This is a genomic window from Deinococcus aerius (genome assembly GCF_002897375.1).
Classification (GTDB): domain Bacteria; phylum Deinococcota; class Deinococci; order Deinococcales; family Deinococcaceae; genus Deinococcus; species Deinococcus aerius.
In genome coordinates, this window is the sequence record NZ_BFAG01000022.1 from 22,822 (window position 1) to 48,106 (window position 25,285).

The 25,285-nt window shown below is 71.4% G+C and carries 21 protein-coding genes; 7 read left to right on the plus strand and 14 right to left on the minus strand.

Annotated elements, in window-relative coordinates; genetic code table 11:
- Positions 1-99: 99 nt before the first annotated feature.
- From DAERI_RS20795 to DAERI_RS20820, 6 genes are all read right to left on the minus strand, one after another.
- Entirely contained in the window at positions 100-2,511 is a 2,412-nt protein-coding gene (locus tag DAERI_RS20795; RefSeq protein ID WP_133162090.1) for a putative bifunctional diguanylate cyclase/phosphodiesterase, read from the minus strand.
- Positions 2,501-3,322, minus strand: coding sequence for an MBL fold metallo-hydrolase (locus DAERI_RS20800; protein ID WP_103131363.1), 822 nt, complete (start codon positions 3,320-3,322; stop codon positions 2,501-2,503). The genes DAERI_RS20795 and DAERI_RS20800 overlap by 11 nt, the downstream gene beginning before the upstream one ends.
- Before the next feature lie 237 nt (positions 3,323-3,559).
- Positions 3,560-4,354, minus strand: coding sequence for an MOSC domain-containing protein (locus DAERI_RS20805; RefSeq protein ID WP_103131364.1), 795 nt, complete (start codon positions 4,352-4,354; stop codon positions 3,560-3,562).
- Positions 4,355-4,373: 19 nt separating this feature from the next.
- A complete protein-coding gene (locus DAERI_RS20810; RefSeq protein WP_235610497.1) occupies positions 4,374-5,375 on the minus strand; it encodes an N-acetylglucosamine kinase in 1,002 nt (333 codons plus the stop codon).
- Positions 5,372-6,091: a glucosamine-6-phosphate deaminase gene (locus DAERI_RS20815; protein WP_103131365.1), complete on the minus strand. Its 720-nt coding sequence runs from the start codon at positions 6,089-6,091 to the stop codon at positions 5,372-5,374. The genes DAERI_RS20810 and DAERI_RS20815 overlap by 4 nt, the downstream gene beginning before the upstream one ends.
- A complete protein-coding gene (locus DAERI_RS20820) occupies positions 6,085-7,365 on the minus strand; it encodes a family 4 glycosyl hydrolase (protein WP_103131366.1) in 1,281 nt (426 codons plus the stop codon). The genes DAERI_RS20815 and DAERI_RS20820 overlap by 7 nt, the downstream gene beginning before the upstream one ends.
- A 194-nt stretch (positions 7,366-7,559) precedes the next feature.
- Between DAERI_RS20820 and DAERI_RS20825 the strand changes: the two genes are divergently transcribed.
- The 5 genes from DAERI_RS20825 (at position 7,560) to DAERI_RS20845 (ending at position 14,741) form a co-directional block, all read left to right on the plus strand.
- Complete coding sequence (locus DAERI_RS20825) at positions 7,560-8,600, plus strand: LacI family DNA-binding transcriptional regulator (RefSeq protein WP_103131367.1); 1,041 nt, start codon at positions 7,560-7,562, stop codon at positions 8,598-8,600.
- A 58-nt stretch (positions 8,601-8,658) separates the two neighbouring features.
- Entirely contained in the window at positions 8,659-10,302 is a 1,644-nt protein-coding gene (locus tag DAERI_RS20830) for an ABC transporter substrate-binding protein (RefSeq protein WP_165794317.1), read from the plus strand.
- A 300-nt stretch (positions 10,303-10,602) separates the two neighbouring features.
- Positions 10,603-11,589 carry an ABC transporter permease gene (locus DAERI_RS20835; RefSeq protein ID WP_103131369.1) on the plus strand — a complete coding sequence of 329 codons (987 nt, stop codon included), beginning with the start codon at positions 10,603-10,605 and terminating at the stop codon, positions 11,587-11,589.
- Positions 11,590-11,785: 196 nt separating this feature from the next.
- Positions 11,786-13,723, plus strand: coding sequence for a dipeptide/oligopeptide/nickel ABC transporter permease/ATP-binding protein (locus tag DAERI_RS20840; protein ID WP_103131370.1), 1,938 nt, complete (start codon positions 11,786-11,788; stop codon positions 13,721-13,723).
- A complete protein-coding gene (locus DAERI_RS20845; protein ID WP_103131371.1) occupies positions 13,704-14,741 on the plus strand; it encodes an ABC transporter ATP-binding protein in 1,038 nt (345 codons plus the stop codon). The genes DAERI_RS20840 and DAERI_RS20845 overlap by 20 nt, the downstream gene beginning before the upstream one ends.
- Before the next feature lie 350 nt (positions 14,742-15,091).
- On the opposite strand, the gene DAERI_RS20850 is transcribed toward DAERI_RS20845, so the two are convergent.
- Complete coding sequence (locus tag DAERI_RS20850; protein ID WP_103131372.1) at positions 15,092-15,670, minus strand: Rad52/Rad22 family DNA repair protein; 579 nt, start codon at positions 15,668-15,670, stop codon at positions 15,092-15,094.
- Positions 15,671-15,774: 104 nt separating this feature from the next.
- Between DAERI_RS20850 and DAERI_RS20855 the strand changes: the two genes are divergently transcribed.
- Positions 15,775-16,527: an MBL fold metallo-hydrolase gene (locus DAERI_RS20855; RefSeq protein WP_103131373.1), complete on the plus strand. Its 753-nt coding sequence runs from the start codon at positions 15,775-15,777 to the stop codon at positions 16,525-16,527.
- Between the two features lie 34 nt (positions 16,528-16,561).
- Here the strand turns inward: DAERI_RS20855 and DAERI_RS20860 are convergent, their stop codons facing one another.
- The 7 genes from DAERI_RS20860 to DAERI_RS20890 all read right to left on the minus strand — a co-directional run bounded on the left by DAERI_RS20860 (position 16,562) and on the right by DAERI_RS20890 (position 24,650).
- A complete protein-coding gene (locus DAERI_RS20860; protein ID WP_165794318.1) occupies positions 16,562-17,848 on the minus strand; it encodes a glycoside hydrolase family 125 protein in 1,287 nt (428 codons plus the stop codon).
- Positions 17,845-18,726 carry a carbohydrate ABC transporter permease gene (locus tag DAERI_RS20865; protein WP_103131374.1) on the minus strand — a complete coding sequence of 294 codons (882 nt, stop codon included), beginning with the start codon at positions 18,724-18,726 and terminating at the stop codon, positions 17,845-17,847. Before DAERI_RS20865 ends, DAERI_RS20860 begins: the two co-directional genes overlap by 4 nt.
- The gene (locus DAERI_RS20870; RefSeq protein ID WP_103131375.1) at positions 18,726-19,658 is read right to left on the minus strand and encodes a carbohydrate ABC transporter permease; all 933 of its coding nucleotides are present in this window, start codon (positions 19,656-19,658) and stop codon (positions 18,726-18,728) included. Before DAERI_RS20870 ends, DAERI_RS20865 begins: the two co-directional genes overlap by 1 nt.
- A complete protein-coding gene (locus DAERI_RS20875; protein ID WP_201262808.1) occupies positions 19,655-20,809 on the minus strand; it encodes a substrate-binding domain-containing protein in 1,155 nt (384 codons plus the stop codon). The genes DAERI_RS20870 and DAERI_RS20875 overlap by 4 nt, the downstream gene beginning before the upstream one ends.
- Positions 20,810-20,818: 9 nt before the next feature.
- Entirely contained in the window at positions 20,819-21,856 is a 1,038-nt protein-coding gene (locus DAERI_RS20880; protein ID WP_165794319.1) for a glycoside hydrolase family 76 protein, read from the minus strand.
- Positions 21,853-23,337 carry a glycoside hydrolase family 76 protein gene (locus DAERI_RS20885; protein WP_103131377.1) on the minus strand — a complete coding sequence of 495 codons (1,485 nt, stop codon included), beginning with the start codon at positions 23,335-23,337 and terminating at the stop codon, positions 21,853-21,855. Before DAERI_RS20885 ends, DAERI_RS20880 begins: the two co-directional genes overlap by 4 nt.
- A 65-nt stretch (positions 23,338-23,402) precedes the next feature.
- Positions 23,403-24,650: an ABC transporter substrate-binding protein gene (locus DAERI_RS20890; protein ID WP_103131378.1), complete on the minus strand. Its 1,248-nt coding sequence runs from the start codon at positions 24,648-24,650 to the stop codon at positions 23,403-23,405.
- A gap of 375 nt (positions 24,651-25,025) precedes the next feature.
- On the opposite strand from DAERI_RS20890, the gene DAERI_RS20895 reads away from it, so the two are divergent.
- Positions 25,026-25,271, plus strand: coding sequence for a hypothetical protein (locus tag DAERI_RS20895; RefSeq protein WP_103131379.1), 246 nt, complete (start codon positions 25,026-25,028; stop codon positions 25,269-25,271).
- The last annotated feature ends 14 nt before the right edge of the window (positions 25,272-25,285 follow it).

Here is a 25,285-nt window from a genome sequence, read left to right on the forward strand (position 1 = left end):
CAACTCCAGGCCCGCGCACGGGGCAGTGGAACCCTGGGTCCCCGGGCGGGGCGCGGGGCCACCTCGCTTCGCCCAGGATGCCCCGCCTTCTTTCCGGCTCTAGACGGGGACCTCCACCGGACCGGGTGCCGGGACCCCGCGCCCCGCCTCGTGCGCCCGCCACCAGCGCTCGAACTCGGCGGGGGGCAGGGGCCGGGCCAGGAAGTAGCCCTGCACGTAGTCGCACCCCAGGTCGAGGACCCGCTGGCGCTGCCAGGGTTCCTCGACCCCCTCGGCGACCACGGTGAGGCCCAGGTTGTGCGCGAGGCCCGCCACCGCCTGCACGACCCGCGCGGCGCCCACCCCGTCCTGTCCCGCCTCGTCGAGTTCCTGCACGAAGCCGCGGTCCACCTTGAGGGCGCTGATCGGGAGGCGCAGCAGGTAGGCGAGCGCCGAGTGGCCCGTGCCGAAGTCGTCGATGCTGATCCGCACGCCCCAGCCGCCCAGCAGCGCGAGCTGGTGCGCCGTGCGGGCCATGTCCTGAACCAGCAGCCGCTCGGTGATCTCCAGGTCCAGGGCGCTGCCGGGCAGCCCGGCGCTCTCCAGCGCGGCCCGGACCTGGGCGGGAAAGTCCGCCTGGGCGAACTGGGCGGGCGACACGTTCACCGCCACCCGCAGCGGCAGGCCCCCGGCGCGCCACGCGGCGGCCTGGCGGCAGGCCTCCCGCAGCACCCACTCGCCCAGGGGGCCGATCAGGCCCAGGTCCTCGGCGACGGGCACGAAGCGCCGGGGCGGGACCTCGCCGAGTTCGGGATGGGTCCAGCGCAGCAGGGCCTCGGCCCCGACCACCTCGCCCCCGGGGCCGCACTGCGGCTGGTAGTGCAGCCGGAATTCGCCGCGGTCCAGGGCGCCGCGCAGGTGGCGCTCGATCTCCTGGCGCCCGCGCCACTCGGCGTCCAGCTCGGGCGAGAACAGCCGCACCCCGTTCTTGCCCCGCAGCTTGACGTGGTACATCGCGCTGTCCGCGCTGCGCAGCAGGCCCCCCGCGTCGGGCACGTGGTCGGGCCACACGGCCACCCCCACCGAGGCCCCCACGCGGGCGCCCGTGCCCGGCAACGCCAGCGGCGCGGTGAGGGCCGAGAGCAGCGCCTCGCCGACCGGGAGCGCCGCGTCCGCCTCCGCCAGATCGGGGACCACCACCGCGAACTCGTCGCCGCTCAGCCGCGCGACCTGGGCGCCCGCCGGGGCGTTCTCGCGCAGCCGCCGGGCGACCTCGCGCAGCGCGGCGTCCCCGGCCGCGTGCCCCAGCGTGTCGTTGATGTGCTTGAAGCCGTCGAGGTCCACGAACAGCAGGGCCAGCCGGGTGCCCGACGCCCGCGCCCGCCGCACCGCCTCCTCCAGGTGGGCCGTCAGGGCGCGGCGGTTGGGCAGCCCGGTCAGGGGGTCGTGGTGGGCCAGGTGCTCCAGTTCCGCCTCGCGGGCCGTGAGCGCGCGGTGCAGCCGGGCGTTGTCGATGAACATCACGATCTGGCGCACCATCACCAGCACGGTGACCAGGGCCGTGCCCCACAGCACGCCGCTCACCGCGAGCGTCTGCCGCTGGTACAGCGCCAGCAGCAGCGCGAAGGAGGCGAGCAGCGCCAGGTAGGGGGACAGCAGGGTGAGCCTGACCTGCCAGGTGCCCGGGCGGCGGGAGGCTCGCGGCCCCACCCGGACCGCGAAGGCCGCGCCCAGGCCCTCCAGCACGAAGCTCCAGGCCCACAGCGCGTCCACGGGGTGCCCGGTCACGTAGGAACCCGTCTGCGTCAGGTACACGAAGATGAAGTCGCCGATGATGTTCAGCCCCAGCCCCAGGGCGAAGAACACCTCGTGGGCGCGCAGGCGCTGGTGGCGAAAGACCGCGAGCAGCAGCAGGCTCAGCAGGAAGAGGTCGAGGACCGGGTAGGTCAGCGAGACGAGCCGCGAGACGAGCGGTTCGGAGGCGTCCCCCGCGATGCCCGCCAGAAAGAGCTGCCAGGAAAAGACGCCGACGGCGCCCACCACGATCAGGCTGTCCAGGGCCAGCCGGGCGGTCCTCAGGCCCAGCAGCGGCAGCCGGGCGAGCAGCACGAAGGCCGCCCCCTGCAGGAGGTAGGCGAGGAAATACAGGCCGTCCGCGAAGGAGGGAAAGGGCGGCACCCGGACGATCAGTTCGAGGTACGCCCAGGAGCCCTCGGCCGCGAAGCGCACCAGGGCGTGGGCGAGCAGCCACGCGAACGCCACCCGCAGCGGCCCCGTGCTGCGCGCGAAGAGCTGCCCCACCGCCACCAGGAACAGGCCGACGACGAGCAGGTAGTGCAGGTCCGAGAACCACTCGCGCCACTCGGCACCGCCCCAGCCGAACACCAGCCAGGCGCTGTGCAGCCCCGCGGCCACGATGAGCAGCCCCAGGGTGGGGCGCAGCGCGGGGGGAAGAGCAGGAGCCACCATCGGCGTCCCACTGTGCCCCGCCGGTTGTGACAGGGTTCTGACGGTGCCGGGGCTACCCCTCACGCCGGAAGAAGAGCATTTCCCCCACCCGCAGCATCTTCTGGGGCCGATCGGGGTTCAGCCGGTACAGGTACGACACGAACTGCCCCGGGTCGGCCCCGTTCCCCGCGAAGAGGTCGTAATGGGTCGGCACCACCAGGCCGACATCCAGCGCCTGGGCCAGCTCCGCCGCCTCGCGGATATTCATATTCCCGACGATGCCCTGCCGCGTGCGGAAGTAGTCGCGCCCGTTGATGGGGAGGAAGGCCACGTCGATCCGCCAGCGCGACAGCGTCTCGGTCAGGCCGTCCCAGACCACCGTGTCACCCGCGTGGTAGACCGTCACGCCGTTCCACTCGATCACGTAGCCCAGGAAGGCGTGGCCGCGCCCGGCCCCCTCCAGCTCGGTGTGGGCGCTGGGGACCGGCGTGACCGTGGCGCCGAGGTCCGCAAACGGCTCACCCGCGCGGGCATGCCGCCACCGGGACGCGTCGATTCCGGCCCGGCGGGGGTCACAGGTGTACGGACCCGCGAAGCGTGCCTGCGGTGAGGCCTGGGCCAGCGGGCACAGGGTGTCCGGGTCGAAGTGATCGACGTGTTCGTGCGTGACGAGCACGAGGTCCGCATTCGTCACCTCCCCCGGCGGGACGGGCGGCGGAAACAGGCGCTCCAGATGCCCGCCCCCGCCGTCCGAGTCGGTGAGGTACGGGTCGATGTAGATGACCCCGCCCGGCCCCCGGATGGCGACGCCGACCTGCCCCAGGCCGTAAAAGGCCAGGCTGTTTTCGCCAACTTGAAGGTGGTTGATCCGTTCGATCAGGCGAGGTTGGGGCATAGCTGTCCATTGTGCCCGAAGCGGTGAAAGGGCGACGTGGGGCCGGGCGGTGAGCAGCGCGCAGGCCAGCGGCCCCAAGAACGCTCCGACACCAGTGAAAGAGGACCCCTCACCCCGCTGCTTCGCAGCGCCCCTCTCCCCTGGGGAGAGGGGTCACAAAGCTCCTCCCCGGGGAGCAGCTTGGGTGAAGGGTCTTTTCGACAGGCCCCGTTCTTCCGCCAAAGGCTCGACCGCCCCTCAAAGGCCCCTCAGCACGGTGACCGCGTCGCCCAGCGCCACCTCACCCTGAGCGGCGTGGACGAGATTCTGCCCGAACTCGATGAGACGGCCCCGTCGGCGGTAGCCCGCCAAGGTCCGCAGCGGCTCCCCCCCCATGCGCCCCTCCGTGATGTTGAGGACGCTGCACCGCGCGCACGGTTCCACCACGTCGAACTCCAGATCGCCGACCCGGATGCGCCCCCAGCCGTCCTCCTCGTAGGCCGCGCCCCCGCGCACGACGAGGTTGGGGCGGAACCGCTCGGGGGTCACGGGCTCACGCAGCCGGGTGTTCAGGTCCGCGACCGACGCCTCGGAGACGAGGTGCAGCGGGTTGCCGTCCACGAAGCTGATGCGCGCCGTGCCGAAGCGCGGGTTCATGCGCCGCTCGGCCCCGTCGGGGAAGTAGACCAGGGCGGCGGGCAGGCCGAGGTAGGCGCTCCACCAGGCGTTCGCCTCCCCACCGACCTCCAGGGCCTGCACGGGCTGGCGGAAGAGGTGGACCAGGCGCGGCGGCCCGCCCGGCTCGCGGGGCACCCCCAGGGGCGGCATCCCCGGCGCCGCGACGCGCAACCCCCCCGGCTCCAACTCCACCCCGACGCGGTCCATGCGCGGAAAGTCCCGCCCGGTCACCTGCCGCCCGCCGCCGTCCACGACCATCCAGCGGCGGTCGAGGGCCAGGCCGAAGAGTTCCACCCTCGCGCGGTCCAGCGCCACACCGCGCGCCGACTTGATGGGATAGGTGTACAGGCCGGAGAGGGTCAGGGGGGTGGACATGGGCGCGGTCTCCGGGGCGTCAGGTGCGGAACAGGGTGTCCGGGGGCAGGGTCGCGGCGAGGGCCGCGCGCCAATCGTGGAGCCTTTCCCCCGCAGGATGTCCCGCGTGGGCCGCCCGCAGCGCGAGGAGGATGGCGCCCAGGGCGGGCTCGAGACCGCCCTCACCCGGCACGGCGCCCGGCTCGCCCCCGCGCACCCGCGTGAGCAGCGCGTCCCGCAGCAGGGATGAGGGGTGACGCATCACGCCGCCCGCCGCGTATAAAGCGAAGGCTTTGCCGCCCAGACCCAACCGCCGGGCGGCCACGAGGGCGTAGTCCCCCAGGGCCGCGCCGTGCCGCTCCACCAGCGCCCGCGCGGTCACGTCTCCCGCCGCCGCCGCATCGAGCAGCACCCGCGCGAGGCGGCCCACCCGGCCCGGCGGGCGGCGGTCCCGGCGGGTGAAGGCGTGCAGCAGCGCCCCCACGTTCGGCAGGCGGTAGGTCGCCAGCACCCGCTCCGTCAACAGGGTCGGCGGGTCGAGGCCGAGTTCCGCCCGGTACACGGCGCGCAGGGTCATCCTCCCCAGGTCCTCGGCCCCCCCGGGTTCCTGCCAGAAGCCCGTGTGCCAGGTCTTCCCGCCTGACGCGGCGGCGATCCCCGCGCCCGTGCCGCAGGCGACCATCACGCCGTTCCCGTCCGGGGAGGCGGCGTGCAGGGCGCCCAGCGCGTCGTTCACCACCCGGCGCTCGGTCCCCCAGCCGCGCGACTCCAGCTCGGCCCCCAGCAGCGCGAAGTCCTCCGGCCAGTCGGCCCCCGTCGCGCTCAGGACGGCGGCGCGAAGCCCGGCGGTGTGGGCGTCCGCCATCCTGATCGCCCCCAGCGCCGCCCGGTCGATGGCCGCCAGCGCGTCCCGTTTGGACACGTAGATGTTGCCGCGCCCCCCACGCCCCCAGCCCAGCACGCGCCCCGAGGTGTCGGCCACCAGGGCCACCGTCTTGGTGTTGCCCGCGTCGATCCCCAGGACAAGGTCGGGAAGGCTCATGGGAAGGCCCGACCCTGCGCCCCGCCCCAGGCGGCGCGGTCGGCGAGGACGGTGGTGTTCGCGCCCTGAAGCCACGACGCGGGCACCTCCGGCGTCGGCGGCTCCCGCAGCGCGCGGGCGAGGATGTCCCGCTTGTGCGACCCGCTCACCAGGAGAATGATCCGTCTCGCGGACAGGATCACGTCCATCCCCGCCGTCAGCGCCCGGGACGGCACGGGCAGGTCGCCCCAGTACGCGGCGTTGCTCGCCAGGCTCGCGGGTGTGAGTGTCACCACCCGGGTCCGCGCGCCCGGCCCGCACAGCGGCTCGTTGAAGCCCAGGTGCCCGTTCGGCCCCAGCCCCAGGACGGCGAGGTCGATGCCGCTGAGGGCCGCCACCTCCGACTCATAGCGACGGCAAGCCTCGTCCGGGTCCGGCGCGTCCCCCAGCCGCACGACCTGTTTCACGCCCAGCGGCTCCACGAAGGAGCGGCGCATCCAGCCCCACAGCGAGCGCGGGTCGTCCTCGCCCACGCCCAGGTACTCGTCGAGCTGCACGGCGGTGAGGCGCGAGGCGTCGAGCCCCCGCAGGGCGAGTTCCGCGTACGTCGCCATCGGGGTATGGCCGGTGGCGACCAGGACGGAGAGGTTGGGCTTCTCGCGCAGCGCGTCCCCGATGAGATCGGCGGCGCGTTCGGCGAGCACCTCCGCGTCCCCCAGCACCTCCACCCCTACCACAGCCGCTCCGGCAGGTACGCGCGGTGCGCCCGGGCGAGGTCGTCATACAGCGCCTCGGCCAGGGGCAGCGTGCGGACGAGGGGGTTACTCACCAGGGCGCGCAGGGCGTCCCGGCGCGAGCCGCACCACCCCGCGTCCGCCGCCAGCCCCTGATACTCGCCGAGCGCGTGCAGCAGGCCCCGCACCGGGGCGGGCACCCGGAAGCCCGACAGTGGCCGCGCCCCCCGGCGGTCCACCAGGCACGGCACCTCCACCACCTGCCCGTCGGGGAAGTCCTGAATGGCGCCGCGGTTCACCACGTTGCACGGCCACACCTCGCCGCGGTCGTTGAACAGGGCGTCCATCACGTCCACGGCAAGTTCCAACTCGAAGAGGCCGCCGCGCGAGCGGGCCGGGTCGAGGGTGGGGTTCTCCGAATCCACCTGCTCGCGGTAGTGCGCCCAGTAGTCGGGCACCTCGGCGAGGATGTCCTGGGCGCGGGTGGTGGGCCGGGCGCGCAGCTCGCGCAGCATGTCCTCCTCGTAGAAGTAGTACCTCATGTACGAGGCGGGGATGGACCCCACCGTGACAGCGAGGTGCAGGAGGCGGCGCGACCAGGGGTCCGTGACGCCCTCTAAGGCCCGCTCCAGCCGCGGCAGCAGCGCCTCCCCGTCATACCTCGCCTCCACGCTCCAGCAGGCGTGATTCAGGCCGACCATGGTGGCCTCCACCCGGCGGGGGTCGAGGCCCGCCATCCTCGCCAGTTCGAGCGGGAAGACGATGGGGCCCTCGCACAGCGAGATGACGGGCACCTCCGAGTGGTCGGCCACTCCCTGCGCGACGATGTTCACGGGGTTGGTGTAGTTGAACAAGGTGGCCCCCGGGCACAGCCGCGCCATGTCCTCCACCAGGCCGCGCGTGACGTGCAGCGCCCGCAGGGCCATGAACAAGCCCCCCGCCCCCTGCGTCTCCTGCCCGATGGCGCCGCGCGCAAGGGGAAGCCGCTCGTCGAGCGCCCGCGCCTCGAAGCCGCCGGGCCGGAAGCTCGACAGCACCCCGTCGCAGTCGGGGAGCGCGCGTGCCCGGTCGGTGGTGGCCGTGACCCGCAGGTCGGCACCCTGAGCCTCGATCATCCGCTCCGCCAGCCGCCGCACGAGGCCCAGCCGCTCCTCGTCGAGGTCCACCAGGACGATCTCCGACCCGGCGAAGTTGGCCGACTGCCGGATGAACGACGCCACCGTACCCGGCGCGCGGGTGCTGCCGCCGCCGATGTAGGCGAGTTTGACGCGGGCCATAGGGTTTCGCCGCCATGCTACCGCGTTGGCCGCCGGGAGCGAGGCGGGCGGGAAGCGGGGACGCCTTGACACCACCCACTCGAAGGCTTACTTTATCGCTAAAGTTAAACTCATCTTTACGCGGAGTCCCTGGCAGGCCTTCCCTGTCCGCCCCCTTTGCCCGCCTTCACGTCACGTCCCATCCGGGAGCGCGCATGACGGAATCGGCCCCACCCTCCCCCAGCTCCCCGTTCCCCGCGCCGGTCACCCTGGCGGACATCGCCCGCCTGGCGGGGGTGTCGCGCATGACGGCCTCCAACGTCGTCAACGGCAAGCCGGGCATGACCGAGGCCACCCGGCAGCGGGTGCTGCGGGCGGTCGAGCAGACCGGATACGTGGCGAACCCGGCGGCGCGCCGGCTGGCGGGGCGGCGCACCAACCTGATCGGGGTGATCGCGCCGCGCTACGGGGTGCCCTACGTCAACGAGGTCCTGCACGGCGCGGTCGCCGCCGCCGAGGACGCGGGCATGAACCTGGCGGTCTTCACCACCGCGGGCAGCGCGGCCCTGGAGCGCGAGCGGGCGGCGCTGCTGCGGACCCTGGCCGACGGGGTGCTGCTCATCCTGCCCAGCGGGGACGAACACGAGGTGTTCCGGGACGCGGTGCCGGTGGTCACGGCGGGGTCGCTGAGCCCCTTCAGCGTGCGGGGGGACAATGTCCACGGCGGGCGCCTCGTCGCGCGGCACCTGCTGGAGTTGGGGCACCGCCGGGTCGCGTACATCCGCGGGCCGCAGGAGGGCGGGGTCTACCAGCAGGAGTCCCAGGCGCGCGAGCGCGGCTTCCTGGAGGAGCTGCGGGGGGGCGGGGTGAACGTGCCCGACGAATACCTGGCCCCGGGCGACTTCAGCGAGGCGGGGGGGGAGCGTGCCGCGCGGGCGCTGCTGGCCCTGCCCCAGCCGCCCACCGCGATCTTCGCCTCCAACGACTCGGCGGCCCTGGGGGTGCTGCGCGCCGCCGAGGCGCTGGGGCTGCGGGTGCCTGACGACCTCTCGGTGGTGGGCTACGACGACGTGGGGGCCGCCGCCCGGACCCGCCCGCCGCTGACCACCGTGCGCCAGCCGCTGCCCGAGATGGGCGCGGCGGCGGTGCGGATGCTGCTCGCCCTCGTGCGCGGCACCCGGCCCACGCCGCCGCCCCCCTTTCCCACCACCCTCGCCCTGCGCGACTCCACCGGGCCACCCTCCCCGTCCCGCTGACCACCCGCCCCCCCTGCCCTCTCGCCCGGCCCCGCGCCGGAGACTGCCGAGGTTCCCCATGAAGCCAGTGTCCCGCCTTGCCGCCCCCCTCGCCCTGCTCACCGCCGCGCTGGGCGCCTACGCCCTCGCGCAGCAGCCCACGACCACCTTCACGGTCGTGCGCTCGTCGCAGTGGGGGGCACAGAACCTCAACCCCTTCACGCCGGGGGACCAGCACCTCCAGGCGACGAACTCGGCCATCTACGAGACGCTGTTCTACGTCAACGGCCTGAATGGCAAGGTCACCAACGTCCTGGGCACGGGGTACACCTGGAGCAAGGACAACAAGACCCTGACGGTCACCACCCGCCCCGGCGTGAAGTGGCACGACGGCCAGGCCTTCAGCGCGAACGACGTGGCCTTTACCTTCAACTACCTCAAGCAGTACCCGGCGCTCGACCTCAGCGGCCTGTGGAAAAACGGCCTGACGAGCGTGAAGGCGAGTGGCCCCGGCACCGTGACCTTCACCTTCGCCCGCGCCAACACGCCGATCTTCTTCTACCTGGCGGGGACGCCCATCGTGCCCCAGCACCTGTGGAGCCAGATCAAGGACCCGCTGACCTACACCAACTCCAAGCCGGTGGGCACCGGTCCCTTCACCTTCGACGCCTACAGCCTCCAGGCGGTGCGGGTGCTGAAAAATCCCAACTACTGGATGAGGGGCCAGCCCTACGTGGACGCGGTGGTGTGGCGCGCGACCAACGGCAACGACGCCGCGCTGCTGCAACTCCTCAAGGGCGAGGCCGACTACGGCTACGTCGGCATTCCTGACCCCAAGGGCGGCTACGCGGCCAAGGGGCCGAACTACAGCTACTGGTGGCCGACCAACAACTCCAACTTCCTGTACTTCAACACCACCAAGGCGCCCTTCAGCGACCCCGCCTTCCGCCGCGCCGTCGCCACCGCGATCAACACCAGGGACGTGGCCCTCAAGGCCTACTCGGGCGTTCTGGCCGCCGCGCCCGCCAGCGCCGTGATTCCCGCCCAGCAGGCGCAGTGGCTCCCCGCCTCGATGAAGGGCCTGACCCCCAAGTACGACCCCGCCGCCGCCGACCGGGCGCTCACCGCTGCCGGGTACCGGAAGAACGCGCAGGGCCAACGCCTGGGCAAGGACGGGAGGCCCCTGCCCACCTTCAAGATCCTGGTGGGGGCGGGCTGGACCGACTTCATCACGATGGCGCAGGTCGTGGGGGACAACCTCAAGAAGGTGGGCATCAACACCTCCATCGACCAGCAGACCTGGAGCTCCTACTCGGGCGGGCTCCAGACCGCGACCTACGACATGGGCATCAGTTGGGGCTGGGGCAACGGCCCGACGCCCTACTACCTGTTCTACTCCTCGTTCTCGCCCGAACTCAGCGCGCCGGTGGGCAAGACGGCGCCCTCGAACCTGTCGCGCTACACCAACCCGGCCCTCACCCAGGCCCTCGCCCGCTTCCGCGCCACCAGCGACCCCGCCGCGCAGAAGCAGGCCGTCGCCACCATGGTGAGCACGGTCATGAAGGACATGCCGTGGGTGCCGCTGACCGACCGCGCCCAGTTCTCGCTGTACAACACCAGCCGGTTCACGAACTTCCCGACCGCGCAAAACCCTTACAACGACGGCAGCCCCGACGACGTGCCCGGCGCGCGGCTGATGTACCTCAACGTCAAGCCCAAGTAGGGCGCGCCCCGGCGGGTTGAGGAGGTAGGGGTATGCTTCCCCCTCTCCCCACGTGGGAGAGGGCCTGGCGCAGCCAGGGGTGAGGGGGCGACGGGGTGAGCGCAAATGCGGGCCACACGGCCTGCCCCTCCTTCCCGCCGCGCCGCAGGGCGTGCCCGCTCACCCCCACCCAGCCTCCCCCCTCAAGGGGGAGGAGCAAAAAGACCTTCCCGACCTGACCTCGCTTTGCCGCGCGCCGCATTTCCCCGGGTGGGACTGGGACCACTCCCGTCCCACCCCCCGTCTTCAGGAGGCCCCCCCGTGCCCTACCTCCTCCGCAAGTTCGGCATCCTGCTGTTCACCCTGTGGGTGGCATTGACCCTCAACTTCATCCTGCCGCGCCTGGTGCCGGGCGACCCCATCGGCGCGATGATCGCCAAGTACCAGGGGCGGCTCGACCCGCAGGCGGTCACGGCGCTCACCAAGGCGTACGGGCTCGACAACCAGGGCACCCTGATCGAGCAGTATTTCGGGTACCTCGGGCGGATGCTGCGCGGCGACTTCGGGCGCTCCATCGGGCAGTTTCCGACCCCGGTGAGCGACATCATCGGGCAGGCGGCGCCGTGGACCATCGGGCTCATCGGCGTGACGACCATCCTGTCGTTCCTGATCGGCAGCGCCTTCGGGCTGTACTCGGCGTGGCGGCGGGGGGGCCGGGTGGCCGACGCCCTGCCGCCCCTTGCCCTCTTCCTGAACTCGATGCCGTACTTCTGGTTCGCGCTGCTGCTGCTCTACCTCTTCGCGTACAAGCAGAGCCTCTTTCCCCTGGGCAACAACCTCGACCCCTTCCTGACGCCCTGGACACCGCAGTGGTGGTCCTCGCTGCTGCGGCACGCGGTGTTGCCCGCGCTCACCATCATCGTGACGGCGGCGGGCGGCTGGCTGATCACCATGCGGAACAACGTGATGAACGTGATGGGGGAAGACTACCTCGCCTTCGCGCGGGCCAAGGGGCTCTCCGAGGGCCGCATCCTGAACCGCTACGTGCTGAGGAATGCGCTGCTCCCCAGTTTCACCGCCTTCGGCATCGCGCTGGGCTTCGTGGTGGGCGGGGCGATCTTCGTGGAGACGGTGTTCTCCTACCCCGGCCTGGGGCTGTACCTGTACCAGGCGGTCGTGGGGCTCGACTATCCCCTCATGCAGGAGATCTTCCTGTTCATCGCCTTGGCGGTGCTGGTCGCCAACTTCATCGTGGACGCGCTGTACGCGGTGCTTGACCCGCGTGTTCGGGACGGGAGGACGACATGAATATCCTTCCGAACCATGGCGCGTCTTCTCGATATTTTCCCAACCATGACGGGGCGGGGGGCGCCCAGGCACGAATGAGCGGGCCGCCCCGCCCGGCGAAGACGTTGCGGACGCGAGGAGGAACGACATTCGAATTCCAGGACTTGGCGTTCGTCCGGGCGCTGTTCTCGAACGGATGGAAATGGGGGGCATTCGAATGACCGTCATTCCGGTCAACCGCACGCCCAGGCCACGCTTCAACGTGGGCGGCCTGCGCTTCGTGCTGCGCTCGCCGCAGGCCGCGGCGGGGGCGGCCATCCTGCTGATCCTGCTGCTGATGGGCCTTCTGGCCCCGCTGCTGACGCGCTATGACCCGACCTCGCTGGAGTTCGGCACCTGGCTCAAGCCCTCGGCGGCGCATCCCCTGGGGACCACCGCCCTGGGGCAGGACATCCTGGCGCAACTGCTGTATGGGGCGCGGCTCACGCTGCTGATCGGCTTCGTCTCGGGCCTGGTGGCGACCGCCATCGGCACGGCGGCCGGAATCGCCGCCGCCTACTTCGGCGGGCGCACCGACGAGATCATCAACACCGTCATCAACGCCTTCCTGGTGCTGCCGGGCCTGCCCCTCTTGATCGTCGTGGGCGCTTTCCTGCGGGGGGGCGGGGTCTGGTCGATCATCCTGGTCATCGCCTTTACCGGCTGGGCCTTCGGGGCACGGGTGCTGCGCGGGCAGGCCCTGGCGCTGCGTGGGCGAGACTTCGTGCAGGCCGCCATCGCCACCGGGGAGGGGCCGGGCCGCATCATCTTCGCGGAGATGCTGCCCAACCTCGCCGGGCTCATCGCCGCCAACTTCTTCTCCACCGCGCTGTACGCCGTGCTTTCGGAGGCGGGCCTCTCCTTCCTGGGCGTGGGCGACGTGAGCAAGATCACCTGGGGCACCATGCTGTACTGGGCGCAGGCCAACCAGGCGCTCCTCCAGGGCGCGTGGTGGTGGATCGTGCCGCCGGGCCTGGGCATCGCGCTGCTGGGCACGGCCTTCGCGCTGCTGAACTTCGGCATCGACGAGATCACCAACCCCAGGGCCAACCACGCGAACAAGGCGACGAAGGTGCTGCGGCGCGGGAAGGCCCCGCAGGCCGTGGCGCCCCAGCCGGACGGCCCGCTCCTCTCCATCCGGCACCTCGACGCGGGATACGTCACCCCGAGAGGCCCGGTGCGGGCGGTGCGGGACGTGTCCCTGGACGTGAGGCCAGGTGAATTCGTGGGCCTGGCGGGCGAGTCGGGGTGCGGCAAGTCCACCCTGGCCTTCGCGGCGACCCGGCTCCTCGACCCGCCCGGCGCGGTGTTCGGCGGCGAGGCCGTGCTGGGCGGCAAAGACCTCCTCGCCATGAACCCCGAGGAACTGCGGCGGGTGCGCTGGAAGGAGTACAGCCTCGTCTTCCAGGCGAGCATGAACATCCTCAACCCGGTCATCAAGGTTCGGGAGCAGGTGTACGACGCCATGCAGGCGCACGGGGTGAAGGACAAGGAGAAACTGGAGGCGCGGGCGCGGGAGCTCTTCCGCCTCGTCGGCATCCGGGAAAGCTACCTCGACGCCTACCCGCATCAACTGTCGGGCGGGATGAAGCAGCGGGTGGTGATCGCCATTGCGCTCGCCCTGGAGCCCAAGCTCGTCGTGATGGACGAGCCGACGACCGCGCTCGACGTGGTGGTGCAGCGGCAAATCCTTCAGGAGATCGACGAGGTGCGGCGCGAGCTGGGCATCGCCATCATCTTCATCACCCACGACCTCTCGCTGCTCGTGGAGATGAGTGACCGCATCGCCATCATGTACGCCGGGGAGATCGTGGAGGAGGCCCCGGCGCGCGAGATTTACGCGCACCCCAAGCACCCCTACACCCGGCGGCTGATGACCGCCTTCCCGCCCCTCTCGGGCGAGCGCGAGCGGCGTGAGGGCATTCCGGGCCGCCCGCCGCCGCTGAGCCTGGAGTTGAGCGGCTGCCCCTTCTTCGACCGCTGCCCGGCGCGGATGCCGGGCCTGTGCGACGTGAAGAAGCCCGCCAACGTGGAGGTCGAGGCCGGGCACCGGGTCGCCTGCTTCCTGCATTCGCCCGCCGTGAAGGAGGAGGGCCATGCTCTCGCCAGCGACTGACGGGCGAATGAATGTGGGGACCGCCCTGGAGGTGCGGGGGCTCACCAAGGTGTTCAAGGTGGGCCGCGCGGGCAAGAGCGTCACCGCCGTCAACCACGTGGACCTCACCATCGGGCGCGGCGAGGTGCTGGGCCTGGTGGGCGAGTCGGGCTCGGGCAAGAGCACCATCGCCCGGCTGATCGGCCACCTCCACGAGCCGACCTCGGGCACCATGCGCCTGGCGGGCGAGGAGGTGCCGCTGCGGATGGGCGGGGCGCGGCTCCGGCGGTTTCGCAAGCATGTGCAGATGATCTTTCAGGACCCCTACGGCAGCCTGAATGGCCTGCACACGGTGGGCTACATCCTGTCGCGCCCGCTGAGGATTCACGGGCTGGCGCAGGGGCGGGACGTTTCGGAACAGGTGGGCGCCCTGCTCGAACGGGTGGGCCTCTCGCCCGGCGCGAGCTACGCCGCCAAGAAGCCGCACGAGCTGTCGGGCGGGCAGCGGCAGCGGGTGGTGATCGCCCGGGCGCTCGCCGCGCGCCCCGAACTCATCCTCGCGGACGAGCCGACGAGCGCGCTGGACGTGTCCATCCGGCTCGACATCATGAACCTGCTCCTCGACCTGCGCGACCAGGAGGGGCTCTCGATGCTCTTCATCACCCACGACCTCGCGGGAGCGCGCTACATGGCCGACCGCATCGCGGTGATGTACACCGGGCACATCGTGGAGGTCGGCCCGGCGGACCGGGTGATCGACCACCCGCAGATGCCGTACACGCGGCTGCTGAAGTCGGCGGCCCCCAAGCCCGAGGCGGGCCTGCATCCCGAGCGCGTCGAGGCGCGCGGCGAGGTGCCCGACCTCACCAACCTGCCGCCCGGCTGCCCCTTCGAGCCGAGGTGTCCGCATGCCCGGCCCGTGTGCCGCGAGGGGTTGCCGAGGATGTACGACGTGGGGCCGGGGCACCAGGCCCGCTGCATCCTGCACGACCCGGCGTTGGCGGCCCAGCCCCCCCTCCATCCCGGGGTGACGGCATGAGCGAGGTGGGCACCGCGCGTACATCCGGCTTTCCCGCCGACTTCGCCCGGGGCGCTGTGCCCGGGAACGGGCCAGGGACGGCGACGCGGACCGCGACCGCCAGCAGGAGGACCTGGCTCTGGGAATAGCCCCCGGCTGAACGCCTACCGCTTCCCGGGGGCAGGGCACCGGCCTGAACACCTGCGAGGCGCCCCTCCTCGCCGCAGCCGCAGGTCGCGCCTGTTCACCCCCTTTCGGGAAAGGGGGAGTCGGGGAGGAGCCGCCCCCGGGACGACGTGGACATCCAATGCCTTACCGCATGTTCCGGGGTCGATCACCTCATGGACTCCCTCCCCGGGCGGGAAAGACCGTCAGGAGGTCCGGGCCGCCGCGTCCAGCGCCGCCTTGACGTGGCGGTACACCTCGCGCAGCCTCGCCACGTCCTGCGGCAGGCCCGCGCGCAGGGCGTCGAGCGCCCCGATCACGTGCGAGGCCCCGGTCACCCGCTCGTCTTCTGGCAGCGCCCAGTCCGGCAGTTTCGGGGGCTCGACCGGCGCGCGTCTCGCCTCGTCCCAGGCGACCCAGGCGCGGGGCAGGTCGTACAGGTAGCGGCCCACGCCGAAATGCACGGCGCAGCGTTTGAGGGCGTCGCTCGCCGCCGCCTTCAGGGTGCCCGCCTCCCCCTCCCCGGCCTCGCCCACGTCGCTGCGGGTCAGGCCCAGCACGGTCAGGCGGCCCCGGGCGGTGGGCGGGGTGCCGGGAAAGAGCTTCACGTCAAAGGTCCAGTCGCCCGGACAAACGGCGTCCAGGCGCTCCATCACCGTGCGCGCGTCCACGAACGCCACCATCAGCGCCGAGGACCGGTCGCGGCTGAACGCCTGGGGTTTCCAGGAGACGCGCTGCGACGGGAAGGGCGCGGCGAGCTGCTCCCTCAGTTGCTGGTAGGACACGCCCGCAGGCTAGCGAACGCCGCCGTGGCAGACAGGTCACCGGGAACGAATGCGGGGAGGCCCGGAAGAGTGCAGCGCCGCCCCATTCCTGTTACTTTCCGGGTATGCCCGCGCCCCTGCAACTCAGCGAACACGTCTACGCCCTGCCCCTCGAGGCGACGTTGATGGGCAGCCCCACCACGATCTTCCCCGCCCTGATCCTCGGCGGGGCGAGGGGCGCCACGCTGGTGGACACCGGCATCCCCGGCATGCAGGACGCCCTCCGCGACGCGCTGGGGGCCCTGGGGCTGGGCTGGGGGGACGTGCGGCGGATCATCGTGACCCACCACGACCTCGACCATATTGGGTCGCTGCCCGCGGTGGTGGCCGCCACCGGCGCCGAGGTGCTGGCGCTGGACGCCGAGGTGCCCTATGTCCAGGGCGACCGGCCCGGCCAGAAGCAGCCCACGCCGCAGATGCTCGCCAGCATGCCGCCCGAGATGGTGGCCGTCTTTGCCAACCCGCCCCGGGCCGCCGTGACCCGCCCGCTGCACGACGGCGAGGTGCTGGACCTGGCGGGCGGCGTGCGGGTGGTGGCGACCCCGGGGCATACGGTGGGCCACCTCAGCCTCTTCGTGGTGCAAGACGGGGTGCTGATCTCCGGCGACGCCCTGACGAGCAGCGGGGGCCAGCTTCACGGCCCGATGGAGCGGGCGACCCCCGACATGGGGCAGGCGCGGGAAAGCGTGCGGAAGCTCGCCGGGCTCCCCGTCACCGCCGTGCTGACCTACCACGGCGGCCCCGTGCGGGAGGACGCGGCGGGGCAACTGGCGCGGGTGGCGGGGGAGGGCCGTGGAGCGGGCACCACCGCCCCGTGAGGCGTTCCTCCCGTGCCCCCCCGCTGATCTCCCGTCAGCCCCTCACCGCCGGGGTCTGGGTCAGGGCGACGTGGCGCAGCACGAGTTCCGCGTACAGGCTGTTCGCCCAGCCGAACCACGGGCGGGTGAAGGTCGCCGGATCGTCCGGGTCGAAGGACTCGTGCATCAGCCCTGTACCCGCGGTCGTCTCCGTCAGCGTCCGCACGAGGCGGGCCCGCTCGTCCGGGTCGGTCGCGGTCAATCCCTGGATGGCGAGCGCGATGGGCCAGATATATCCGGCGGGGGTGTGCGGACTGCCCACCCCGCTCGCGTGCGTGCCCGAGAAGAAGGACGGGTTGGCCGGGCTCAGCACGAAGCGGCGCGTGTTCCGGTACGTGGGGTCGTGGGCCGGGCGGTAGCCCAGGTAGGGAATCGAGAGCAGGCTGGGCACGTTCGCGTCGTCCATCAGGAGGTGGCGGCCCAGGCCGTCCGTCTCGTAGGCGTACATCCGCCCGAACTCGGGGTGGTTCACCACGCCGAACGTCTCGATCCCCGCCTCGATGTCGCCCTGCAGGGCAAAGGCTTCACGCTCGGTGTCCTCGTCGCCCCAGACCTCCCCCGCCACCCGCGCCAGGTGGGCAAGTTCCACGCAGGCCATCATGTTACCGGGCAGGTTGTAGTTGTAGGTGCAGGCGTCGTCGCTGGGGCGGAAGGCGGACCAGACCATGCCGGTGTGGCCGACCGGGTTCCCGAGCCCGCCGCTGGGCAGGTTGTCGGTGGGCAGCACGGGGTTCGGGCGCCAGAAGTGGTAGGGGCTGCACTCGGCGTGGCGCTGCTCGCACCGCAGGGTGGCGAGGATCAGGCGGGCGGCCTCCCGGAACTCGCCGTGCAGGGGGGCCGTGTCCCCCGTCGCCCGCCAGTAGGCGTGCGCGAGCCGGATCGGGTAGCACAGCGAGTCGATCTCGAACTTGCGCTCCCAGACGAGCGGGTGGGCGGGGGGCTCGTCCTCGTGGCCCGGGCCGCGCGGCTCGGCGTTGAAGGCGTTGGCGTAGGGGTCGAGCAGAATGCAGCGGGCCTGCGCCCGGATCAGCCCCGCGATCATCTCCCGCAGCTCGGGGTCGTGCGCCGCCAGCTCCACGTAGGGCCACACCTGCGCCGCGCTGTCCCGCAGCCACATCGCCGGAATATCGCCCGTGATGACGAAGGTGGTGCCGTCGGGCCGCCGCGTGATCGTGGTCTCCAGCGTATGGGGCAGGCAGCCCGCGAAGACCCCCGCCACGTCGGGCTGATCGGGCAGCAGGCGCCGGACCTCCCGGACGAGCCCTTCGAGCGCCCCCCTCACTTCGTCCCCGTAAAGGCGATGGACTGGGTGAAGTACCGCTGCGCGAAGACAAAGACGAGCAACACCGGCAGCGACACGACGACCGAGGCGGCCATCAGCGGCCCGTAGTCGGTGTTGTGGTTGAAGCTGAAGGACTGGAGCCCCATCTGAACGGTCGCCATATTCGGATCATTGAACACGATCAGCGGCCACAGGAAGAGGTTCCACCCCGCCTGGAAGGTGAAGATGCCCAGCGTCGCCAGCGCGGGGCGGCACAGCGGCAGGTAGATGCGCCAGAAGATCAGGAACTCCGAGGCCCCGTCCACCCGCGCCGCGTCCACGAGGTCGTCGGGCAGGGTGCGGAAGAACTGCCGCATGAAGAACACCGCGAAGGCCCCCGCCGCCCCCGGCAGGACCACCGCCCAGTAGGAGTTCAGCAGGCCGTAGCCTCCCCGCCCCAGCAGGTCGTTGCCGCCCGCGAGCGGAAAGGTCCGCAGAATGATGAAGCTGGGAATCAGCGTGATGATCCCCGGCACGAGGAGCGAGGCGAGCTTCATGCGGAACAGCGCCTCCCGCCCCGGAAAGCGCAGCCGGGCGAAGGCGTAGCCCGCGAGCGACCCCAGGAAGAGGTTGGCGAGGACGCCGAGCGTCGCCATCACGAACGAGTTGTAGAAGTACCGCCCGAAGGGGACCGTTGTGAACGCCTTGACGTAATGCTCGAAGGTGACCGTCTGCGGCCACCACTGGATCGGGTCGCGGAAGATGTCCGCGTTGGGCTTGAGGGACGTGACGAGCATCCAGTAGAAGGGCATCGCCATGATGACCGCGACGAGGATGAGCATCCCGTAGAACAGCACGTCGCTCAGAACGCCGAGGGGCCTGACCCGTCTTCGCAGCATCACGTCACCCCCGAGTCGCGGTTGAGCCGCAGGTTGAGCAGGCTGATGACCAGGATGGCAAGGGCGAGGACGAAGGCCTGCGCCGAGGCGTACCCCATCTGAAGCTGGGTGAAGCCGTTCTGGTAGATCTGGTACACCGCCGTCGTCGTCGCGTAGCCGGGACCGCCCTGGGTCATCACGTAGGCCTGGTCGAACAGTTGGAAGGCGCCGATCAGGGTCATGAACGTGACGAAGAAGGTCGTGGCGCGCAGGGTCGGCACGGTGATGTGGCGGAACTGCTGCCAGGGGGTCGCGCCGTCGAGGGCCGCCGCCTCGTAGAGGTACTTGGGCACTCCGGCCAGTCCGGCGAGGTAGATGATGATGTTCCCCCCCAGCCCCTGCCACAGGGTCACGAACACGATGGCGTACATCGCCGTGTCCGAGTTGGCGAGCCAGGCGGGCCCCTGGATGCCGAACACGCCGAGGACCTGATTCACCACCCCGTAGTCGCGCTGGAGCATCCACGACCACACCGTGGCGCCCGCGACGCTCGACGTGACGGCGGGCAGGTAGAAGAGGGTGCGGAAGAAGACCATGCCGGGCTTGCGGCGGTTGAGCGCCAGCGCGAGGCCGAGCGAGATCGCGATCATGCTCGGCACGTACAGCAGCGCGTAGAAGCCGACGTTGCGGACCCCCAGCCAGAACAGGTTGTCGGTGAGGAGCCGCTGGTAGTTCGCCAACCCCACCCAGCGCACCGGCGTGAGGATGTCGTAGCGCGAGAAGCTCAGCACGAACGCGAACAGCACGGGCGCGACCGTGAAGATCAGGAAAAGCCCCATCGCGGGCGAGATGAAGAGCGCGGCGGCGCGGGCCTCGGCGCGCAGCAGGCGGGACTTGCGCCGCGCGGGCTGAGGCTGGCCGGTGACCGGGGTGGTCGTCTTTTGCAATGTCACGGGGACGGCTCCTTCCTGGGAGGGGGGGCGGTCGAGCGGCCCGGCACGATCTCAAAGGCCACGGGGTTGCGCAGCGGGACCTCCTGCCCCTCCAGCCGCGTCACGGCGAGGTCCACCGCCCGGCGCCCCATCGCCTCCTGGTCCTGGCGGACGTGGGTGAAGAGCGGGCCGTCCAGCGGGTCGGCGGGCGAGTCGAAACAGGCGACGCTGACCTCCTCGGGGACGCGGCGGCCGAGGGCCCGCAGGGTGTGGGTCACCGCGAGCGCCAGGGTGTACTCGGCCACCAGGAACGCGGTGACGCCCGAGGCCGCCGCGATAAAGGCCTCCAGCCGGGCCACGTCAATCCGCACGTTCTCGGGGCGCAGGTGCAGGGGCAGGCTGCTCTCCAGCGCGTGCAGGGCGAGTTCGGGGCGCGCAGGGAGCCCCGCCGCCTCCAGCGCCGCGCGGTAGCCCGCGAAGCGGTCCTCCAGCGAGGAGGTGTTCTCGATGGGCGGGGAGACGAAGGCGACCCCGCGGTGGCCGAGGTCGAGCAGGAAGCGGGTCAGCGCCGCCGCCGCGCTCACGTTGTCGGTCGCCACGCTGGGGGCGGGGATGCCGCGCAGGTAACGGTCCACCAGGACGACGGGAAAGCCGTCCAGCACCGCCTGAAGCAGCACGGGGTTGTAGTGTTCGCCGTGGACCGGGAAGACGATCAGGGCCTGCGCGCCCGCCCGCATCAGGGCGGAAACGCCCGCCTCCTCCGCCCCGCGCTCGCCGTACGTGCGGCGCAGCAGCAGGCTGTGCCCGCGCGAGGTGCAGGCCGCCTCCACCCCGCGCACGAGGTCCAGGCCGTACGCCTCCGCGAAGTCGGGGAGCAGCAGCCCCAGGGTGGACGCCCCCACCACGCTGCCCGGCGCGGCGAGCCCCAGGTCGGCCCGCACCCGGTCGAGGTCGGGCAGGGTCGCGCTGACGAAGGTGCCCCTCCCCCGCGCCCGCTCCACGATCCCCGCCCGGGCGAGCAGGTCCAGGGCCCGCCGGGTCGTGATGCGGCTCACCGAGAAGCGCCGCGCGAGTTCGAGTTCGCCCGGCACCCGGCTCCCCGCGCGCAACTGCCCCCGGCGCACGTCCTCCAGGAGTTCGGCCATCACGTTGGCGTAGAGCAGGCCCGTCATGCGTTCACCCTACGTCCCAACCCGCGAGGACGCCCGCTTGGCCGCCACGCTCTCCAGCAGCATCACGCCGCTCAGCGCCGCGCTGAGGTCCAGGGGGAGGGTCGGCGTCTCGGCCCAGTCGGGGCCGTTCAGCCTGTAGAGGGGTGAGACATGGCGCGCGGCCACGCCCGCGTTCTCCGACAGGAACGCCCCCACTTCCCCCGCACTCCCCGCATCCTCCCGGGCGAGCAGGCCGAGGGAGCGGACGAGGATGCCCTTGAAGAGGCCGCCGTCCCCGGTGCCCTCGGCGGGAAGGACCGGGCCGTATCTTCTCATCGCCGCCATCGCCGTCCGCCGCGCGAGGTCGAGGGCCGCGCCGTCTCCAGTGACCCGCCACACTGCCACGCCCGCGCCGATCACCGTGCCCTCGTTGTAGGTGAAGGCCCAGTCGCGGTCGATGCGGCCCGGCTCCTCGCGGCCCACGCCGTCCCAGACCTCACCCGCCCCGGGGTCGATGAGGTGTGCCTCCAGCCAGCGCAGGACCGCGAGGGCGAAGTCGAGGTGTTCGCGCTCGCCCAGCCGCTCGTACAGCCGCGCCCCCAGGATCACCGCAGGGGCGTTGGCGGGCGTGTTCTTGTAGTCGAGTTGCGTCTTGCGCCACGCGACGCCCCCGCCCTCGTGCCCGTTCCAGCCGCCGCGAATGTCGTCCCAGAGGGAGAGGCTGTCGTCCAGAAAGCGCGTGTTGGAGGTCGCCCCGTGCAGCCGCAGCAGCGCGAGCGCCATCCACAGCATGTCGTCGTAATAGTCGTTGTGCAGGCTCCCGTGGTTGCCCCGCCGCACCCCCTCGACCAACTCGGCAGCCCGGGTGAGATGTGCCGGGTTGCCGTCCCGCTCGTAGGCGTCCACCAGCGTGTCGAGCGCGTGCGCCTGCCACCAGTAGTGAAAGGGGTCCTCGGGGCGCACCAGGCGGGGGGGCAGGCAGACCCGGTAGAGCGCGGCCTCCCCGTCCCAGAAGTGGGTGTTCAGGGCCGCCTGCGCCTCCCGGGCGGCGTCCGTCCAGCGGGTCACGGCGGGGCCTCCAGGGTGAGCGAGTCGAGGTTGAGCCAGCCGTAGCTCTCGGGCCCGAAGAAGACGGTGAGCCGCGACGGCCCCTGCGGCAGGGTGACGCTCGTGCTCACCGTGCCCCAGGCGTTCCAGTTCGGCGTGGCGGGGAAGTTCACCAGCCGCCCCGCGCCGTTGAGGACGAGTTGCCGCGAGGCGTTTCCGCCGCCCGCCCCGTACCGCAGGGTGACCCGGTAGGTGCCCGCCCGCGGGGCGTTCACGTCGAAGGCCACCCCCTGCCCGAACGAGCGGAAGTTGTTGACGTACCCGCGCCCCGAGTAGCCCGGCGCCCGGCTCGCCGCATCCACCCCGAGTTTCTGCGCGTTCTCGGCCTCGTAGCGCCCGTCCTTCCAGGGGATGCGGGCGGGTTGGGCGCCCGCGTTCAGCACGGCGGCGACGGCGGACCCGGCGGTGAGGCTCTGGATGGGGTCGGCGGAGGGAACGGCATCCCACGCAGTCCCGACGAGCCCGTCCGCCCGCCTGGCGTTCCAGGCGCTCGCCCCCTGGTCCCGCAGCGCCGCGAGGTACACCCCGCCGCCCGGCTCCCCGGCGAGCCGTTTCAGCGCGCGCACCGTCACGCCCTTGAAGCCGCCGCCGTCGTTCGCGCCCTCGTCCAGAAAAATCCCGTTCTGGGTGAGGTTCCCCAGCGCCCAGTCCATCGCCGTCTTCGCGTCCCTCAGATAGGCGTCGTCGCCCGTCGCGTCCCGCAGGGCCAGCGCGGCGAGGACGAAGTTGCCGAAGTTGTACGTGAAGTCCCAGGTGATGACGGTGCCGTTCCCCTCGCCCTCGACGTGGTCGTACACGCGCGGGCCGTCCACGAGGCGGGATTTGACCCAGGCGTAGGCGGCCTTGGCGCGGTCGAGGTACTTCGCGTCGCCGGTCGCCTGGTACAGCCGCACGCTCGTGTTGACATAAGGGGCGTTCGTGGCGACGTTCTTCTGGTCGCGCACCGAGCGCCTCCACCACAGGCCCCCGCCGTAGCGGTCGTCCCAGTCCTCCCAGATGCGGTCGGCGAGTTCGCCGGAGGTGTCGAGGTACCGCCGCTCGCCGGTCAGGCCGTAGGCGCGGATCGCCGCCTGCGCCCACCAGCCCAGGTCGTCGTTGTAGTCGTTCGGAAAGGTGGGGAACTCATTCGTGAAGCCGTCCCACACGTCCCCGATCATGGTCTTGTAACCCGCGTCCCCGGTCGCCCCGTAGGCGTCCATCACGAGGTCGAAGAGCTGCGCCTCCCACCAGAAGTCGGAGTACAGGCCGCCGACGGGCCCCACGCCGTGTTCCGGGTGGGTCCTCCGGTCGGAATAGGTGTAGAAGTAGCCCTTCTCCGGGTCCCAGTAGGCGCGGACAAAGGCCTGCATCATCGCCCGCGGGTCGGAGGGGGTGGGGGTGAAGGCCCGGGCCGCCCCGAGACTCAGGGCGGCCAGCAGGAGGAGGAGGGGGAGTCTGGACATGAACGCTCCGGGAGGCGGGGCCTTGGCGCTGGGCGGGCCCCGCCCCTCTCATCAGGGGTTGGCCATCAGGGGTTGGCGTTGTCGCGCAGAATGCGGTCGCCCGCCTCCTGGGCCTTGCGCAGGGTGGTGCGCGCGTCCTGCTTGCCCTCCAGGAAGAGTTGCAGGTTCGGGATGAGCGCGTTGCCCTCCATGGGCGGGTAGCCGGGCACGGGCGGGCGGATGCGCGCGAACTTCAGCGTGTCGGTCATGGGCTTCCAGAAGGGGTCGTTCTGGAAGTAGGGGTCGTTCACGGCCTTCAGGTTGCCGGGGATGTTGTTGCTCGTCTTGCCCCACAGCAGGGCGTTTTTCGGATCGGCCAGCCACCACTTCACGAAGGTCCAGGCCGCGTCCTTGTTGCGCGACGCCTGCGGGATGGCGAGGCCGAAACCGCCCATCACGGAGCCGCGCGCGCCCGTAGGCCCGGCGGGCGGCGGGACGATCCCGAAGTCGAGGTCCTTGCCGTACTTGCGGTAGCCGTCGATGCTCCAGGGGCCGGTGTAGATCATCGCCGCCTTGCCGGTCACGAAGGGGTCCTGCGCGTTCGCCTCGCCCTGCCCGAAGCCGAGTTCGTAGACCTTGTTCTTGTTGATCATCCGGTCCCAGAAGCTCAGGACACTCAGGCCCGCCGGGCTGTTGAAGTTCGTCCGCGTCCCGTCGGGCGTCAGCATGGAGCCGCCCGCCTGCTGGAGGTACATGTTGAAGAGCCCGGGGTCGTTCATCAGGAAGCCCGAGCGCACCAGCTTGCCGTTCGCGTCGCGCTTGGTGAGCTTGATCGCCGCCTGTTCGAGCTGCGCCCAGGTGCGCGGGGGCTGCACGCCCGCCTCGGCCAGCAGCTTCTTGTTGTAGAAGATGGCGCGGGCGTCCACCGTCAGCGGCAGGCCGTAGATCTTGCCCCCGTACGAGAGTTCCTTGACCGCCTCGGGGTAGAAGTCGCGGATGTTCACCCGGTCGCGCGTGAGGTAGCTGTCGATGGGCGCGAGGACGTTCTTGGGGGCGTAGAGCGCGGTGCGGAAACGGTCCCAGACGATGACATCGGGCACCTGCCCCGAGGTCGCGGCGGTCAGGAACTTCGTGATGATGTCCTGCTGGGGCACGTAGCGCACGCGCACGGCGCCCTGCGAGGCGTTGAAGGCGTTCACCATCGTGTTGATCTGGCGTTCGCCGTCGCCCGTCCAGTCGCCCCAGAGGGTGATCGTGGTCTGCGCGGCGGCCCGGGGCGCGAGCAGCGCGGCGGCGGTCAGGCCGAGGGTGAGCGTGCGGGAGCAAAACCTCATAGGGGAACCTCCACGGCGTGAGAGGACGATAGGCGGGCGGCGAGTCAGGCCATCACACCTCCGGGGCGGGGCGCTTCCGGCACCGCCGAACGCTGGGACTTGTTGGTATAGGAAGTGTAGTTTCGACCGGACATGACATGTCAATAAGACAAGTGGGACGGCTGGAGACGGCCACCCTTCCCCCCGATCTGTCCTGCTCAAGAGCGGTGGACGGAAGAAGACCCCTCACCCCGCTGCTTCGCAGCGCCCCTCTCCCCCTGGTAGAGGGGTCAGAAAAGCCCTCTCCCTGGGGAGAGGGTTGGGTGAGGGGTCCTCCCCACCGGGTCTGTTCTTCTGTCAACTGCTTCGGGGGTACGATCAAAAGAGGAGCGGTCTATGCCCGGAGCCGAGAAGGTCAAGGTCACCCTCACCCGGCAAACGCGGGACCGTGTTCGTGATCTCGTCCGCCAGGGCGCGGTGAAAGATGCCAGCGCCTTTATCGAGCAGGCGGTGGAGGAGGCCCTGCGCGCCCACAAGCTGCGGCAACTCGCGCTCGAACTGGAGGCGTTCGAGGACCCGGACCACCGGGCAGCGGTCGCGCGCCTGGGCGACGAAGGGCTGGAGGACATTCAGGTGGGCTGACGCGGGGCCAACCC

Coding starts and splice junctions, on each gene's coding strand:
- DAERI_RS20800 (WP_103131363.1), bottom strand. CDS start 3,322: ATGCCCCAACCTCGCCTGATCGAACGGATCAACCACCTTCAAGTTGGC.
- DAERI_RS20805 (WP_103131364.1), bottom strand. CDS start 4,354: ATGTCCACCCCCCTGACCCTCTCCGGCCTGTACACCTATCCCATCAAG.
- DAERI_RS20810 (WP_235610497.1), bottom strand. CDS start 5,375: ATGAGCCTTCCCGACCTTGTCCTGGGGATCGACGCGGGCAACACCAAG.
- DAERI_RS20820 (WP_103131366.1), bottom strand. CDS start 7,365: ATGGCCCGCGTCAAACTCGCCTACATCGGCGGCGGCAGCACCCGCGCG.
- DAERI_RS20825 (WP_103131367.1), top strand. CDS start 7,560: ATGACGGAATCGGCCCCACCCTCCCCCAGCTCCCCGTTCCCCGCGCCG.
- DAERI_RS20830 (WP_165794317.1), top strand. CDS start 8,659: ATGAAGCCAGTGTCCCGCCTTGCCGCCCCCCTCGCCCTGCTCACCGCC.
- DAERI_RS20840 (WP_103131370.1), top strand. CDS start 11,786: ATGACCGTCATTCCGGTCAACCGCACGCCCAGGCCACGCTTCAACGTG.
- DAERI_RS20845 (WP_103131371.1), top strand. CDS start 13,704: ATGCTCTCGCCAGCGACTGACGGGCGAATGAATGTGGGGACCGCCCTG.
- DAERI_RS20855 (WP_103131373.1), top strand. CDS start 15,775: ATGCCCGCGCCCCTGCAACTCAGCGAACACGTCTACGCCCTGCCCCTC.
- DAERI_RS20865 (WP_103131374.1), bottom strand. CDS start 18,726: ATGCTGCGAAGACGGGTCAGGCCCCTCGGCGTTCTGAGCGACGTGCTG.
- DAERI_RS20875 (WP_201262808.1), bottom strand. CDS start 20,809: ATGACGGGCCTGCTCTACGCCAACGTGATGGCCGAACTCCTGGAGGAC.
- DAERI_RS20885 (WP_103131377.1), bottom strand. CDS start 23,337: ATGTCCAGACTCCCCCTCCTCCTCCTGCTGGCCGCCCTGAGTCTCGGG.
- DAERI_RS20890 (WP_103131378.1), bottom strand. CDS start 24,650: ATGAGGTTTTGCTCCCGCACGCTCACCCTCGGCCTGACCGCCGCCGCG.
- DAERI_RS20895 (WP_103131379.1), top strand. CDS start 25,026: ATGCCCGGAGCCGAGAAGGTCAAGGTCACCCTCACCCGGCAAACGCGG.